The 16,120-nt window shown below is 30.6% G+C and carries 18 protein-coding genes; 6 read left to right on the forward strand and 12 right to left on the reverse strand.

All coding sequences use genetic code 11. The features are described 5' to 3' along the window. Positions 1 to 24 precede the first annotated feature (24 nt). The 6 genes from DIS18_RS04035 to DIS18_RS04060 form a co-directional block, all read right to left on the reverse strand. The gene (locus DIS18_RS04035) at positions 25 to 2,184 is read right to left on the reverse strand and encodes a DUF5916 domain-containing protein (RefSeq protein WP_181363978.1); all 2,160 of its coding nucleotides are present in this window, start codon (positions 2,182 to 2,184) and stop codon (positions 25 to 27) included. 1 nt (position 2,185) lies between these two features. Continuing rightward, positions 2,186 to 3,130 carry a nuclear transport factor 2 family protein gene (locus DIS18_RS15025; protein ID WP_245925570.1) on the reverse strand — a complete coding sequence of 315 codons (945 nt, stop codon included), beginning with the start codon at positions 3,128 to 3,130 and terminating at the stop codon, positions 2,186 to 2,188. Between the two features lie 102 nt (positions 3,131 to 3,232). After that, positions 3,233 to 4,282: a helix-turn-helix domain-containing protein gene (locus tag DIS18_RS04045; RefSeq protein WP_109351738.1), complete on the reverse strand. Its 1,050-nt coding sequence runs from the start codon at positions 4,280 to 4,282 to the stop codon at positions 3,233 to 3,235. A 41-nt stretch (positions 4,283 to 4,323) separates the two neighbouring features. Then, the gene (locus DIS18_RS04050) at positions 4,324 to 4,863 is read right to left on the reverse strand and encodes a GNAT family N-acetyltransferase (protein ID WP_109351739.1); all 540 of its coding nucleotides are present in this window, start codon (positions 4,861 to 4,863) and stop codon (positions 4,324 to 4,326) included. A 9-nt stretch (positions 4,864 to 4,872) separates the two neighbouring features. Then, positions 4,873 to 5,313: a LexA family protein gene (locus DIS18_RS04055; RefSeq protein WP_109351740.1), complete on the reverse strand. Its 441-nt coding sequence runs from the start codon at positions 5,311 to 5,313 to the stop codon at positions 4,873 to 4,875. A 165-nt stretch (positions 5,314 to 5,478) separates the two neighbouring features. After that, positions 5,479 to 6,735 (reverse strand): Y-family DNA polymerase, encoded by a 1,257-nt coding sequence (locus DIS18_RS04060; RefSeq protein WP_109351741.1) that lies wholly within the window; start codon positions 6,733 to 6,735, stop codon positions 5,479 to 5,481. A gap of 260 nt (positions 6,736 to 6,995) precedes the next feature. Here DIS18_RS04060 and DIS18_RS14885 point away from each other — a divergent pair, with 260 nt between their 5' ends. Further along, on the forward strand, positions 6,996 to 7,343 hold the full coding sequence (locus DIS18_RS14885) for a hypothetical protein (protein ID WP_146191791.1): 348 nt from the start codon (positions 6,996 to 6,998) through the stop codon (positions 7,341 to 7,343). Here DIS18_RS14885 and DIS18_RS04070 read toward each other — a convergent pair. From DIS18_RS04070 to DIS18_RS04085, 4 genes are read right to left on the reverse strand one after another with little or no spacing between them, the layout of a single operon-like run. Further along, positions 7,340 to 7,768, reverse strand: a complete 429-nt coding sequence (locus DIS18_RS04070) for a DUF3157 family protein (RefSeq protein ID WP_109351743.1) — start codon at positions 7,766 to 7,768, stop codon at positions 7,340 to 7,342. The genes DIS18_RS14885 and DIS18_RS04070 overlap by 4 nt on opposite strands. Before the next feature lie 41 nt (positions 7,769 to 7,809). Further along, the gene (locus DIS18_RS04075; RefSeq protein WP_109351744.1) at positions 7,810 to 8,016 is read right to left on the reverse strand and encodes a helix-turn-helix domain-containing protein; all 207 of its coding nucleotides are present in this window, start codon (positions 8,014 to 8,016) and stop codon (positions 7,810 to 7,812) included. Positions 8,017 to 8,018: 2 nt separating this feature from the next. Continuing rightward, entirely contained in the window at positions 8,019 to 8,543 is a 525-nt protein-coding gene (locus DIS18_RS04080; protein ID WP_109351745.1) for a DUF2975 domain-containing protein, read from the reverse strand. Positions 8,544 to 8,545: 2 nt separating this feature from the next. Then, positions 8,546 to 8,998, reverse strand: a complete 453-nt coding sequence (locus DIS18_RS04085; protein WP_109351746.1) for a DUF2975 domain-containing protein — start codon at positions 8,996 to 8,998, stop codon at positions 8,546 to 8,548. A 127-nt stretch (positions 8,999 to 9,125) separates the two neighbouring features. Between DIS18_RS04085 and DIS18_RS04090 the strand changes: the two genes are divergently transcribed. From DIS18_RS04090 to DIS18_RS04110, 5 genes are all read left to right on the forward strand, one after another. Further along, the gene (locus tag DIS18_RS04090) at positions 9,126 to 10,280 is read left to right on the forward strand and encodes an aminotransferase class I/II-fold pyridoxal phosphate-dependent enzyme (protein WP_109351747.1); all 1,155 of its coding nucleotides are present in this window, start codon (positions 9,126 to 9,128) and stop codon (positions 10,278 to 10,280) included. Further along, complete coding sequence (locus DIS18_RS04095) at positions 10,277 to 10,690, forward strand: putative signal transducing protein (protein WP_109351748.1); 414 nt, start codon at positions 10,277 to 10,279, stop codon at positions 10,688 to 10,690. The genes DIS18_RS04090 and DIS18_RS04095 overlap by 4 nt, the downstream gene beginning before the upstream one ends. After that, a complete protein-coding gene (gene bioD / locus DIS18_RS04100; RefSeq protein WP_109351749.1) occupies positions 10,687 to 11,295 on the forward strand; it encodes a dethiobiotin synthase in 609 nt (202 codons plus the stop codon). The genes DIS18_RS04095 and bioD overlap by 4 nt, the downstream gene beginning before the upstream one ends. Next, entirely contained in the window at positions 11,292 to 12,557 is a 1,266-nt protein-coding gene (gene bioA, locus DIS18_RS04105; RefSeq protein ID WP_109351750.1) for an adenosylmethionine--8-amino-7-oxononanoate transaminase, read from the forward strand. The genes bioD and bioA overlap by 4 nt, the downstream gene beginning before the upstream one ends. 119 nt (positions 12,558 to 12,676) lie before the next feature. Next, the gene (locus DIS18_RS04110) at positions 12,677 to 13,858 is read left to right on the forward strand and encodes a beta-ketoacyl synthase N-terminal-like domain-containing protein (RefSeq protein ID WP_109351751.1); all 1,182 of its coding nucleotides are present in this window, start codon (positions 12,677 to 12,679) and stop codon (positions 13,856 to 13,858) included. 21 nt (positions 13,859 to 13,879) lie between these two features. On the opposite strand, the gene DIS18_RS04115 is transcribed toward DIS18_RS04110, so the two are convergent. Both DIS18_RS04115 and DIS18_RS04120 read right to left on the reverse strand, forming a co-directional pair. Then, positions 13,880 to 14,932, reverse strand: coding sequence for a sugar-transfer associated ATP-grasp domain-containing protein (locus DIS18_RS04115; RefSeq protein ID WP_109351752.1), 1,053 nt, complete (start codon positions 14,930 to 14,932; stop codon positions 13,880 to 13,882). 50 nt (positions 14,933 to 14,982) lie between these two features. Next, entirely contained in the window at positions 14,983 to 16,008 is a 1,026-nt protein-coding gene (locus DIS18_RS04120) for a sugar-transfer associated ATP-grasp domain-containing protein (RefSeq protein ID WP_109351753.1), read from the reverse strand. Positions 16,009 to 16,120 lie beyond the last annotated feature (112 nt).

A 16,120-nucleotide genomic window follows, 5' to 3' on the forward strand; every position in this document is an offset into this window, starting at 1 on the left:
TAAAATTATAATAAATAATATAAACTAAAAATCAAACCTATAATTCATTTTAAAAGCAACACCCCAATTTTGACGTCTAATATCTTGGTTATAATTGTCTGAGACTACAAAATAAATATAAGAAAGTGGCTTATATTCCCACTGTAAACGGCTATTGATATTAAAATTATCCCTTTGCGTATTATATTGCACATACGTCGTCCAGTTTAAGCGATTATTAAAAAAGACTTGTCCTGTAAATCTTGTAAGATGAAAAGTCTCTTTTCCTAATTCATTAAGATCTATTGCATTAATATCATGAAAAACTTCAAGGTTTGCAAATGGTAGTAATTGGTAGTTTAAATAAACCCCTCCTGAAGTTCGTTTTCCACTATAATAATTTCCTTTCTGAAGATTAACACGATATCTGAATTTTTGATTATTAGCCGAATTATATCCTACTTTCAATAGTCCATAACTATATGAGTCTGGTTGCAATGCATTACCATTTGATAAAGGATCAAACCCATATTTTAAATCTACAAAGTCGTGTGTGTAAACATAGTAAACAGCTGATAAATCTTTAAAGAACAATGCTGAATTAAAAAAATGAGATGATTGATTTAGTTTACCCTTTTCGTCAAAATAAGTATTGTTACTATAATTTAATATTCGAAATGAATTTAAATTTTTATGGTTCTCATAAAATTTTTCATGTTCAACTCTTGCTGTAGCTTGTGTATATCCTTCTCTAACAACAATATCATTTATAGCATCATAATTACTAACTCTTGGTGTAAACCCTAAATCTGTAATGTAGTTTTTAGCAATACTTTTTACGGCAGCACTCCACTCAAACCCTCTTTTATTATACCAAATACCTGCATGATAAAAATTATTCTTTTCTGAAACTCCATCATTAAAACTCTTTCCAAAATTAGCGAGTCCCAACCATTTATTATTGTTAGATTTATAATTAAGGTTTAATCCGGTTACACGATTATAATCATTAACAAATTCAAAACCATCGGTTTCTTGTCTATTAATTAAGTAAGCAGTGGCTGTTATGTTTTCTGATAATTGTTGTTCACCTACAAAGACACCATAATTCTGTGAGGCTATATCTTCTTCTTTATCTGATTGTACATTTAAAAGGCCTATTCTAGTTTTAGGTGCAATGTTCCCTGAGAGTTTTAATCCAAATTGAATATCACTATTTACTCCAATACGTCTTGAATAAAACGGATTAACACCATCTACTCCTAAATTGGAAAATAAATCTGAATTTTCAAGAAAGAAGTTTCTACGTTCTGGAAAAAACACTGAAAACCTAGTAAGATTTGTCACTTGCTGATCCACATCAATTTGCGAAAAATCTGGGTTTATAGTGGCATCTAACTTTAAGGAAGATGTTACATTATATTGCGCATCTAAACTAGGTTTTATGTTAGTGTCATCTATATTTTCAATAACATCATTTTGATAGCTTGTTGTTATAGATGGCGTTACTGCAAATTTAGATATTGATTTATCTGGTAGATTTTCAACAGTAAATTTTTCATTGAATCTTAAATCGAGATTGGCATAATTTCGCTTTACATTAGTATGAATAGTCCATGAATTATTTTTAATATCTCTAACATAAAACTGAACACCAAAAACAGCGTTATCTTTATTAAAATTTAAAGCCTTTAACGGAATAGCAATTTCATATTGCTTTTTATTTCCATTTAGTTTTGTTTTAGCTTCCCATACAGCGTTCCAACTAAAACTCAAATCATAACCACCTCCACTTCTACCAACAAGTCCATCAGTTTGATTCCCCAATGAATTTACTGCAAATAAATACCCATTCTGCTCTTGGTTTTGCGTATCTAAAACCATGATAAAGGCATCACTAAAAACTATAGACACATCTCTTTTTAAGGTACTTACCTGTGTTCTCTCAGTTGTATCATTATATATAGCACATACATATAAATATTCACCATTATGAAATAGTTTTACTGAAGTTTGATTCTCTGCCAAACCTATATCTGTAGGCAAATAATTAAAAAAGCCAGTATGTTCTGGTAATTGTTGCCAAACAGATTCAGAAAACTTACCATCAACCTCAATCTTGGTGTCTATATATTTAATATTAGATTCTTGAGCGTATATATTGAATCCGCAAATGGTTATTAAAAATATATAACACTGCTTCATGTTAGTTGTCTTTAGCATTATCAACTCTAGTTGCAGTTTTACTAATTATTTTCCAGCCATTTTCAAGTTTCTTCAGTAAGAATAAATCAATATAAACCCATTTTCTTTCAGGACCTGCAATTTCAACTTTAGCAGTTGCTATATCTTTTACAACTTCTATTGCTAACACTTTAGCATCACGACCATTAAATTGTCCTTTTTCAGCATTCTTAAAAAACCCTGTGTACTCTTTTGGTGTATAAATCTTAAACTCACCATCTCTTCCTGTAAGATATAAAGTGGCATTTTCTGCAAAAGCACTTTCTAGCATTTCTAATTTGTTGTATGAACTGCCTTCCATATAGTTTTGAAGTGTTTTCTCGATTAACGAATAATTAGATTCTATTTTATATGTAGAAGGGTCACTAATAGGATAAAAATCTTCAGTCTGTAAAGAACTTGCTTCATTGTTTTCTTTATTGACTAAAAAGGAACCTCCCCAAATAACATCTGGATAATCCAAAACCTGATTAACCATTTGCCCTAAAGAAGGAATTGTCTCTTTCAATTTTTTTATAGCATCGTCTTTTGAAGCCCAATGAAATTCAACATTTTTATTTTTTGGTAAATCATTAGTCGTAGATTTAGCAACATAAAGTTGTGTAATATATGTTGAACTCTTAAAGCTATATTTATAAGTAAATACACCTTTCAGGTTGGGCTTTGTAATGGATACACCATATCTATTAGAGAGACTGTCAACAACTTCATTAATTGTTTGTCTTTGTTTAAAAGTTGTACTTATTGTAAGCCAACCTATAGTTGAGTTTTTTATTAAAATGTCGCCATTATCGTTTAAGATAACTAATCTAATAACAGTTGAATTTGGATCAGAATTATCTTTAGATTGTCCTAAAAGGAAATTAGACATTAAGACTAATGCAAATAGAATAACTACTTTTTTCATTTGTTTTAATTTTAAGTTCTGTGCAAACTTCAAAAAACAAATAAAATTTAAAGTGTTAGGTTATAATGGAACTGTCCAGAATTATAAAATTGGATAAAATGTCTAAGAGAATTGTTTTTTAAACTCTGATGGTGTTTGTCCTACAATCTTCTTGAATGTAGAATAGAATGTGGATTTTGAAGAAAATCCAGCTTCAAAACCAATAGCTTCAAGAGTGAATTGATTGTTCTCTATTAGTAAGCGTTTTGCTTCTTCAACTCTTCGCTCATTTATATATTGTGCAAACGACTTTCCTAAATTATCGTTTAATAATTGTGATAAATAATGTTTGGAAATATTTAATTGGTCTGCTAAATTCTTCAGTTTTACATCTGGATTTTTAAACAACGTTTGGGTTTCCATTAAAGAAGACAATTCATTAATAAGCTTATCTGCTTCGTTTGTGTCAATCTTTTTTGAAGCATATTTCTCTGGAATATCTTGAAAAACACTTTCTCTATTCTTTTTAAATAGTAAAAAAACCAACAATGCATAAAACACCACTGAAAAAGTAATAGTCCCAATTAAATAAAGATAAAAATAGCCAATTATATACGCTGAATAGATTAATACGTTTGCAATAAAAACGGCAACTAACCATACTTCTGAAGTTGTGCATTTTATATTTTTATTAGTAAGTTTCTGAAAAATATCTTTTAAAACAAAAACAGAGATTAATATATAAATTCCCCAAACTACATAAATAAAATGAACAAAATAATGATGCCAAAAATCCACATTTGTTTTATACGGTTTTAGTACCCCTACCAAAACAATAATTAAGGCAAGAATAATATAGTGTATCTTCCATATTTTCGGAATAACTTTCCTGTTTTCTACTGAAGATTTTAAATAATAAAACAAGGAAACACCAATTAAAAAACATGCAGAAAGACCTATTTGAGGAATTAATAAATCTCGATGAGCCCGTTCTGTAAAAAGTATATATACAGATTTTCCTATTCTAACACTTAGCATTAAAAGTAATAAACCAAAGAATAAATTTTGAACTCGTTTTTGCTTACTGAAAAACAGGAAATAGAAGCTAGCAAAAAAGCCATTAAATACACCAATAGAACATATAAAAAACAGTATTGGATTATCAAATTCCATATAGATTAAATCTTTTTAATCATATCGTTATAATGAACTCATTATGAAATATCCCATTTAAGGATTTCCCAATTTTGAAGCTTAGAGCGGTATGAATATAGCATTTTAAATCCAATTGCATGATGCGCATTAAGGGATCGTAGGTTAGTTTCATCTACCTCTGTTATAATAGCATTATACTCTTGTTTCATCTCATCCCTCATTTTGCTATACATCCCCCTAAAAATTCCTTTTTTTCTAAATGCTTTATCAATACAGATTTGACCCATTACAATGTATTTTAAAGTACTTGGTATGTTTGCTTCAATCTTTGTAAACATGGGTTTTAAAACATCTATATCCTCTTTAAAATCTTTTACCATTGATAATGCATAGCCTACTACATTATTATTGCTGGTAGCAATAATATGGGCACATTTACTATTCATGGCTTTGAGTAACTCAAAACTATGGTGTACAGTAACAAATCCTTCTTTTTGTTTTTCTTCTTCTGAAATTGAAGTTGGAATGTTTTTTTGTTGGAGCTCTAGAATTTGATGTAATTCTTGATCTGTAACCGCTGTTTTATAACTAATACTCACGGTTAATATTTATACCTTTTTTATGACATTTGTTACTATACCCCAAATAACAAAATCATTATCATCAGTTATTTTTATAATTGGGTAATGCGGGTTTTCTGGTTGTAACCAAACACCTTCTTTATTTACTTTTAGGCGTTTTACGGTAAACTCGCCATCTAAAAAACAAACGGCTATTTTATTGTGAGAAGGTTCTAGACTTCTATCTATTACGAGTAAATCTTTATCGTCTAACCCTGCCCCTATCATAGATTGTCCGCTAACACGAGCAAAGAATGTAGCTTCTTTGTTTTTTATAAGCTCCTTATCTAAGGAAAGACGTTGCTCTTTAAAATCCTCAGCTGGTGATGGGAATCCTGCTGAAATTCCTGTATCAAAAAAAGGAGCTCCTAAGCCATTTATTTGGTTTGGAGTGAAAAAGGTTAGGTTGTTAGATTTATGCAATATCATTGGGTATAGAATTTTGTTGGCGGTTAAGTGCGTTAGGGATTGCAGCGGCATCCTTTTTTGCTTTTTCTGCAAAAAAGATATAGCGGAAAGCCCGACCCCTTGTGGTAACGCCCATATACTTATTTTATGTTCTTAAAATTAGTTTATTTTTTTGAGATTCTTAGTTTATTTAACAACTATAATATCATTAATATTGGTTGTGTAACGTGGCGATAAGCGTTCTTGACGCATTTTCCATGTGCGTTTTAGATCTTGGCTAGCTAGTTTTACTTTGTTATTGGCGTATTTGGAGTTTAAACCGTCTATGGCGTGCATTAAAGGTTTGTGCTTAGGGTTTTCGGTATCGAACATTTGTAACTGGTGGTTATTGGTTGGCACCAAGCCCATAACAATGACGCCCGCGCGCTTGTACTTTATGCCGGCTTTGAAAATGCTTTTTACGGCGTTAACAGCTTGCTGGCTAATAATTAGGTTGGAATCTGTGGGATATGGCAAACTGACTACCCGACTTGCACGATGCTGCTCTAAATCTTTTTTATGTCTGTCGCTTTGCAACGTTACATATATCATGTGGCAACTAGAACCCTGTTTGCGTAATTTTTCGGCACAACTTGTGGCAAAAGTGGAAATGCGTTCTTTTATATTATCGATATCTGAATAGGTGTACTCGAAGCTCCTTGTGGTAGCTATGGCTCGTTTTGCTTCTACTTCGTCTAGTTTTATTTTTGAAATGCCTTCCAAATCTTTTTTGAGTTTCCAACCTGTGATTGTAAAGTTTTTGCGTACCCAATGGTCTGGAAGTTGTGTAAAATCATAAGCTTTTTTACAACCTTTGGCTTTTAATCGTTTTTGTAAGCCTCTGCCTATACCCCAAACATCTTCTACTTTTATCCATTTTAAGGCTTTTATTCGCTTTTCTTCAGAATCAATTACATACACGCCTCTTGTTGCTTCTGGAAATTTTCGAGCTACCTTGTTAGCGACTTTACTTAATGCTTTTGTTGGCGCAATACCTACGCTAGTTGGAATACCTGTCCATTTTAAAATGCGCTGTCGCATTTGATTGCCATAGTCTTCAAAATCATGATTTTTGAAGCCTTTAAATTCTAGAAAAGCTTCATCTATACTATATACCTCAACATCTGGAGTGTATTGCTCTAGAATCGTCATAACCCGATGACTCATATCTCCATATAGCGGGTAGTTTGAAGATAATACTTTTATTCCATTTAGTTTACAAAAGCCGTCCCACTTAAAAATAGGTGCGCCCATGGGTAATCCTAATGCTTTTGCCTCATCACTTCTGGATATTACGCACCCATCATTGTTGCTTAAAATAGCAACGGGTTTGTGGCGTAAGTTTGGATTAAAAGCGCGTTCACAAGACGCATAAAAATTGTTACAATCTACTAGGGCGTACATGCGTATAAAAGTAATATGATTTCTTCAATTTTTGAACTAAAGCTCTTTATTATATTTGTTAAATGTTTAAAAGTGACCTTATAATTAGCGAACCCAATAAGCCTCTTATTAATAAAATTATAGTAGCATTATTGTACGCTGGTTTATTTAGTTATGTTATGTATTTATATCGATATAAAGATCTTTTAAATCATCCAGAAAAATGGACAATCATAATATATTTAGTTATTTTATTCCTAATATTATTTTTTTCTTCGTTCATGTCAATAGCATCCCATAGTATACATTTAAATTTCAAGAACAATAAAATACAACACCAATTTAGAGTTGGCCTTTTTAACTACAAAGAAGTGTGGCAAGATTTAGTAGACCTTAAATATATCTCTGTTTTTAAAACTGGTAGTTATTTTCAAATAAATATGTGGTATCAAAAGAATGAAATTTTGAATTTAATGACTTTGGATGATTCAGAAAAAGCAATGGAAAATGGTTTTCTAATTTCTGAAAAATTAGATATAGATTTACTTGATGCAAGAAAAGCTGGATACCACAGATGGGTTAACAAAAAAGTTTACAAAGAAACTAATAAAGTTGTCTACTCAGATTAAAAAAGTTTCTCTTTCTTTATAATAGCATTGCCAATACGCTTGTAAGCTACCTCTTCTCCATTAACGCAAAAAGTATATGTTGCTTTAGATTTTTGCTCTGAGACAGATAATAAAACAACATCTTTTACATCACAATTATGTGCTTTGGCAACTTTCTTCTTAACATGAGACATTGTTGCGCGCCCTTTTTTTAATTGTGCTTGTATTTTTTTGTTTAATTGAGGTTCTGAGTAATTTACAGCTAAATTACAGCTGGTACTTTTTTTAGATTTTATAGTACCTGAATTTTCAGAATCAATATATTCCCAAGTAAAATCAGCGTTTAGTAAAACACTTCTTCCATCTTCGATTTTTACGATATGATTATCTTGAGCAAAACCCATTGAAGATATAAAACATACTAAAAGAAAAAAACAGACTTTCATAACGAAAAATTATATAATTAAAAGCGTCTCAAAAATACAATTTAATCTTCAACATACTCTAAAATATCAGCAGGTTGACAGTCTAAAGCTTTACAAATAGCTTCCAATGTAGAAAATCGTACTGCTTTGGCTTTTCCAGATTTTAAAATAGACATATTTGCTGTGGTTATACCAATAATTTCAGCTAGCTCTTTGCTTTTCATGTTTCGTTTGGTAAGCATGATGTCTAGGTTTACAATTATTGGCATAGTTATATGGTTAAATCGTTTTCTTCTTCAGTTTCTTTACCTCTTTTAAAAATTTCAGCAAGAATAAAGAATGCTAATCCTACTGGTATTAAAAAGGTGAATTCTGCTTTAAGCTCATTAAAAAAGTTAAATGTAGATTCTCCAATTGCTGCCAAAAGAAACCTTAACACTAAAACGCTAATGGTATACCAAACAAAGATATTTCCAATCTTTTTAAAATAACTAATATTCTTATCACTAAAATAATTTCCGTTTTCAATCTCCTTTAATATTGATAAAAAATACGAAAACCCATATATAAGATAGCCTCTCCAGAAAAACAAACCTGCATTAATAGCATAATAACTCCATTGGATAGCATTTTTTGAGGTGAACCAAGGATCATTTTTATTTGCTGTTTTTGCCCAATTTTGAAATTCTTTGAATTGATTAAAATCAAACTCGCGCATATCATTAAGCAATACAGAAACGGCAGACAACAAAAGTCCCCAAGTAATAAATGTTAATATCGTAGTATTGTCTTTCATAATTATATAGTTAAATCGTTTTCTAGTTTTAAATTACTGCCATTTTGAATTATATCTGCAAGTATAAAAAGGCTAAAACCAACCATAATTAATAAGAAGTCTTTCCCTAAATTTGAATATAAAAGCTCTACTATACGGTCAGATATTTTGCTTATCATTACAACATCAAATACAACTCCACCAAAACCAGCAATGAGGAAAAACAAACCTGCTTTTTTAAAATTAGCATGAATAGTACTATTAAAAAAGCCTTTTCTAATGATTGAATACAAAGCTCTTTGTTTAAAGAATAAACCTATGATAATAATCAAAGAAATACTCATGTTTATAATAAAGTGTGAATACAAATATTCTCCTTCAAAAGTTTTAAAATTATAAAGTTCAGCAAAGAAACTTATTGTAAAAAGAGTCAATAAAACTATTAAAAGACCATGTAAAAATTTTATTTTTTTCATAATATTGATAATTAAATTATTGTTTAACAATAACAAACATATAAAAAAATTATCGAAAAACAATAATTTTAATTAAAAAACTTTTAAATCATAAAATCAAGAATGCATTATTTATATTTGTTTTTAGATGAAAGACTTCCCTCAAAAGCTATATCAAAAAATAGAAGAACGCAAAGCGAATAATGCTTTACGCCAACTTGGAGTGCAAAATGATTTAATAGATTTTTCGTCAAATGATTACTTAGGTTTTTCAAAATCTGAAACTATTTTTAATAGCACTCATGAGTTTTTAAAAGCTCATAATATTTCTAATAATGGGTCAACAGGTTCTAGGTTGCTTTCAGGGAATCATAACCTTTATAATATAGTTGAAGATATTATAGCTAATTTTCATAATAATGAAAATGCATTAGTATTTAATTCTGGTTATGATGCAAATCTCGGTTTTTTCTCTAGCGTTCCACAACGTGGAGATGTTATTATTTATGATGAATTTATACATGCCTCAATTAGAGATGGCATTAAAATGAGTAATGCCAAAGCATACAAATTTAAACATAACAATCTCAAAGATTTAGAACAAAAATGTCAGACCGAGCGTAGTCGGATTCCTTTTGATGCTGAAATTTACATCGTTACAGAATCAATCTTCTCAATGGATGGAAATTCACCAGATTTAATAAGTATAGCTCAAATATGTAAAAATTATAATGCCCTTTTTATAGTTGATGAAGCTCATGCTATTGGTGTTTTTGGAGAAAATGGCGTTGGTATGATTCAAGATTTAAAATTAGAACAAGACATTTTTGCTCGTATTATTACTTTTGGTAAAGCTATGGGATGCCATGGTGCAGCCATTTTAGGAAACAAAAAACTAAAACAGTATCTCATTAATTTTTCGCGTAGTTTTATTTACACAACTGCTTTACCACCACATAGTTTAGCAACAATATATTCGGCATATAGCGAATTATCAAATACTAAAAACAGAAGTAAACTCAATAAAAATATTACTTATTTTAAGGCTGAAATAGTAAATAATAAACTTCAACATATTTTTATTGAATCTAACTCAGCCATCCATTGTTGTATTATTTCTGGGAATGATAAAGTGAAATCTATTTCAGAAAAACTTCAGAATAGTGGTTTTGATGTTAAACCCATACTTTCCCCTACAGTTCCAGAAGGACAAGAGCGTTTACGTTTTTGTTTACATAATTTTAATTCTGAAAATGATATTTCTAATGTATTACAACAACTGGCCACTTTAGTAAATATATGAGCAACACATTTAAAACCATCGCTAGATTTCAATACTCTACAGAAGCCCAAATTATAAAGGGTCGTTTGGAAGCTGATGGCATTCAAGTATTTCTATCAGATAACCTAACAATAGATACGGATCCTTTAGTAAGCAACGCTATTGGTGGCGTAAAACTTAAAGTGTTATCTAAAGATGCTTTAAAAGCGCAACATATTTTAGATTCTTTAAATAAATATTCAATAGACGATGACGGAAATACCATAAATTGTCCTAATTGTCTAGGGCAACATATCGAGTTATTTTCAACAATAAAAGATGCTAAATCATTTTTTGCGTTTATTTTTGGTGTATTATTTTCAGCACTTCCATTTTACACAAAACATAAGTACAAGTGCGAAGATTGTAAAACAGAATTTGATTTAAAATGAGTACATATTTCATTACAGGAATTTCAACCGATGTTGGAAAAACAGTAGCATCAGCAATAGTCACTGAAGCTCTAGAAGCCGATTATTGGAAACCTGTTCAAGCCGGAGAGTTAGATAACTGTGATACCAAAAAAGTAAAGCAATTGATATCCAACACTAAATCAATATTTCATCCAAACGCATATGCATTAAAAACGCCTATGAGTCCGCATGGTGCCGCTAATATTGATGGTATTGAAATTGATATCAAAAAAATTAAAACACCAAAAACAAAGAATCACTTAGTTATTGAAGGTGCTGGTGGATTGTTAGTTCCACTAAATGACAGAGACACCGTTTTTGACTTAATAAAACCGGAATACAAAGTTATTGTGGTATCGAGACATTATTTAGGAAGCATCAATCACACCCTTTTAACCATAAATGCTTTAAAGGAAAAAGGATTTGGTGTATCTATTATTTTTAGTGGAGATAAACACCCAACTACTGAAGATATCATCAAAAAAATGACACAAGTTCCCGTGATAGGGCGCATTGATGAAGAACCATATTTTGATAAAAACGTGATAAAAGCGTATGCTGAATTGTTTAAAGAAAAGTTATGAATCTACAAGAACGCGATAAAAAACACCTCTGGCATCCGCTAAAACAGCATCAACTAAACCCAGAAAGTTTAGCCATTGTAAAAGCAAAAGGTTGTATTCTAACTGATGAAAACGGGAATGAATATATTGATGCTATTGCATCTTGGTATACCTGTATGTATGGCCATTGTAACGATTACATTATAGAAGCTACACATAAGCAAATGCAGCAACTAGATCAAGTTATGTTTAGCGATTTCACACATGAGCCTGCTATAAAACTATCTGAAGAACTCATTAAAATACTCCCAGAAAACCAAAATAAGATCTATTTTAATGATAATGGCTCTACTGCAGTTGAATCTGGCATTAAAATGGCACTTCAATATTACTTCAATAAAGAAGATAAACGCTCAACATTTATAGCCTTTGAAAACGGTTTCCATGGCGATACGTTTGGTGCTATGAGCGTATCAGGATTATCAGTATACAATGGGCCTTTTGAAGATTTTCTAATTGATGTAAAGCGTATTCCAACACCAAATGGCTCTAATATCGATATCATTATAAAACAATTAGAAGGTTACATTTCAAACCACAATGTTGCTGGATTTATTTACGAACCATTAATTCAAGGTGCTGCAGGAATGAAAATTCATGATGCCGATGGACTAAATACTATTATAAAATATTGTAAAAATAATAATATCCTAACTATTGCTGACGAGGTGATGACGGGGTTTGGCAAAACTGGGAAACACTTCGCTTCAGATTATATAGACACCAAACCTGATATTATTTGCCTTAGTAAAGCCTTAACGGCAGGTTTAATTCCTATGGCAATTACATCTTGCACCCAAGACATTTTTAATGCTTTCTTAAGTAATGATATGGCAAAAGGGTTTTTCCATTGCCATACGTATTCCGCAAATCCAGTGGCTTGTGCAGCAGCAATAGCAGGAATTGAACTTCTTACCTCAGAAGAAATTCAAAACAACATTAAAAATATAGCTAAAACTCATAATGCTTTTCTAAAACGCATTAAAAATCATCCCAAAATAAAGTCCACAAGACATTTGGGTGTTATTTTAGCCATCGATCTTGACACCAAAATGGAGCGCTATGGTAGTTTACGAGATAAGCTTTTAAAATTTTTTATGGATAGAGGCGTGTTTTTAAGACCTCTTGGAAATACTATTTACATACAAGTTCCTTATGTAATTTCAGATATTGAGCTACGGCAAGTCTATCAAGTTATTGAAGACGTTTTAGAAATTATCTAGGGCGTTACCACAAGGGTCGGGCTATCCGCTATATCTTTTTAATTTTTTTTGAAAATTAAAAAGGATGCCGCTTCTATCCCTAACGCATAAGTATTACTTTTGCCAAAAGCTTTAAAACCTTGCACAAAACAATCTCTATTACTGCTATTGCATCTATATCTTCCTTAGGAAAATCACCTGATGAGGCATGGAAAAACTATCTAAACAATTCACATCATATCACCACAAAAGCATTTTTAGGAAAAGATGTATTTATTTCTAAAATTACTGATGAAGCAGAACAAGAAATTAAACTTTTAAAGCAATCTGATAATAAATACAAATCATTGGACGATACTGTATTATTTGCAATTTATGCATCAAGACAGGCTATAAATCAAGCAGGTTGGAAACATTCTGATAATTTTGGTATTAATATAGGTTCATCTCGTGGTGCTACCTCACTATTTGAAAATTATCATGAAGCTTTTTTAAAGGATGATAAAGCTAAAACGTTAACATCTCCAACAACTACATTAGGAAATATATCTTCTTGGGTGGCTCACGATTTACAAACTCAAGGTCCAGAAATTAGTCATTCTATAACCTGTTCTACAGCGTTACATAGTATGTTAAATGGCATTGCTTGGATTAACTCAGGCATGTGTGATAAGTTTTTAGTTGGTGGTAGTGAGGCGCCATTAACACCATTTACTATTGCTCAAATGCAAGCGCTTAAAATCTATTCGAAGTACGATGCCACCTTGAGCGCAGTCGAAAGGTCTTACCCTTGTCGCGCACTAGATCTTGATAAATCAAAAAATACCATGGTTTTAGGAGAAGGTGCTTCTATGATTTGTTTAGAAAAAGGTAAACTCGATAATGCTTTGGCTTTTATTAAAGGTTACGGTTATGCTACCGAAATATTAAAACACAATATTTCAATTTCTAGTGATGCTAAATGTTTCCAAAAATCTATGAGGATGGCCTTGGGAGAAATGAATCCTGATGAAGTAGATATTATTGTCATGCATGCACCAGGGACTATAAAAGGAGACAAATCAGAATTTAAAGCTATAGAAGCTGTATTTAAAAACAATACACCTGCAGTAACATCAAATAAATGGAAAATTGGTCATACGTTTGGCGCATCTGGAGCTTTAAGTATTGAACTTGCAGTTTTAATGTTACAGCATCAAGAATTTGTTAGTATTCCTTATTTAAAAAATCAAAAAACACCAAATAAAATTCAAAACATATTAGTAAATGCAGTTGGTTTTGGTGGTAACGCCGTAAGTATCTTACTCAGTAAAAACGAATAAAACGGTCTATTAAAATAGAATTTATTTCATTGCTTTTAATTCTTGCATTAACTGTTTTACATGCTCATTTTTTAACATTCCTCCGTATGCAATATTACTCATTGGCAAATGTGGACCAAGATTAGCTTCAATTATTAGTGGACCCTCGTTTGTTATCGCTACATCCCAACCTATTAACCTGTCTGGAATAACCTTTGTTGCACTAATTACAATTTCACAAGCTTCTTTATAAAAAGGAATCTTAAAACCCGCTAATTTAAAAGAGCTATCAGGGTGTTTACTAATCTCCTTACCTCCGAACTCAAGTAAATAATGACCTGTTTTTTTTAATGTACCATCTTCTAAATTAATCCCTACAAAAAAACCACCAGAAGAAGAATTATCAACAACACTTTTCCCCACTCCAAAACGCATAAAAGCACTAATTATCTCGATGCTATTAGTTGAGGTAATTAATGTTATGAGCCTTAAAGTATTTACAGAACTACTGTGTATTTTATTTATCTCAGAATGTTGCTTAACAACTTCAGTATGCACAAAGTGCCCATTCAGTATTGTTAAGTAATAAGCTTCTAGTTCCTTTTCTAAATTCTTTTTTGTTAATTTAAAACAACCTTTTCCAGCATAACCTAAAGGTGGTCTAAAAAAAAGTTCTTCAATATTTAATTCATTGAAAACATTTTCAATAAAAATAATAACACCTTTTAAAGTGCTAACTTCTATAATTCTATTACTTAAACAAAAACTCCTCCCTATGTTATAACTAATCAATTTAGGTGTTTTAATAGAACTTTTTTCAGAAAACAATGTAAAAAACAATTTATTTCCGATTAACGAATTATATTCAGGCTTATGGAGTATTTTACTATTACCAATTTTATTCATCTCTCCAGCACTTAAATAATCTAAATAATTGGTAACCTCTTTCCTATAGATATATTTAAAATAGTAGAATGGAAACTCTCTTTTTTTAACAATTAGAACAAGTACTTCTTTAATTATCTTAAAAAAACTCTTTTTATTTGGATCTTTAATAAAGATCCAAATTCTTGAAATGCCTTCAAAATTTCTCACAAATTAGTTAGTTAAATATAATAACAATAGGAAGTTTTCCAGAATTAGTCTTAATTTAATTCTCCCATTAATTCTTTTACATACGGGTTTCTTAATAAGCCTCCGTAGGCAATATCACTAGTATGCATACCTGGTTCTGCATTTGATTCAATTATTACTGGTCCATCTGGTGTAATAGCCACATCCCATCCTATTAATCTATCTGGAATAATTCTAGAAGCATTAATTACGCTTTCGCAAGCTTCTTCATAAAAAGGAATCTCAAAACCATTAAACCTGAACCCGCTATCTGGATGTTCAGTTGGTTTTTGTCCACCGAATTCGGGCTTAAAATAACCAACAGCTTTTAGTGTTCCGTTTTCTATATTTATTCCTACAAAAAAACCTCCAGACGACGCATTATCAACAATATTATCTCCAACTCCAAATCTTATATATGCACTAATTATTTCAATTTCATTTTTTGAAGTTCTTAATGAAACTAACCTTAGTGTATTTATTGATTTACTATGAATTTGATTAATTAAGCTATGTTGTTCTATAACTTCAGTATACACAAAATCTCCTGTTTTAAGTATATTGTATACTTCTACTAATTGCTTTTTAAAATTTAACCTCGTTATTTTGAAGCAGCCTTTTCCTCCATAATCTGAAGGCGGTCTAAAAAATATTCCATTAACATTTTCTCTGTAGAATATGTTTTCTAAAAACAGATTTAAACCTTCTACATTGTAAATTTGAACTACTTCATTATTATAAAAAAAACTTGTTTTAAAATTAAAACCTAGGAGTTTAGGCATTTTTATTTTTGTGTGTTTACTCAATAAAGAAAAATACAATTTATTATTAATCAATGCAACATAATTGGGGGTGTGTAAGGTTGGATGTAATTGAATTTTCCTTTGTTCGGTAAGACTTAAATAATCTAAATAGTTTGGAATATCTTTTTGATATAAATATTTAAAATAATAAAAAGGAATTTCTTTTTTCTTTATCATTAAAGTAAAAAATTCCTTTGTCATTTTAAATAAGTTCTTTTTCTCAGGACTTTTTAAAAAAACCTTTAACCTATTCATTATGTAAAACTTTGGTTGGTATTATTAAATATATTGAAAATGAATACCTTAAAACAAAATTTAATGACGAACAGTATTAAAAACACTTTGTATGGTATAAATGGAAATGTTC

Source organism: Algibacter marinivivus (assembly GCF_003143755.1).
Taxonomy (GTDB): domain Bacteria; phylum Bacteroidota; class Bacteroidia; order Flavobacteriales; family Flavobacteriaceae; genus Algibacter_B; species Algibacter_B marinivivus.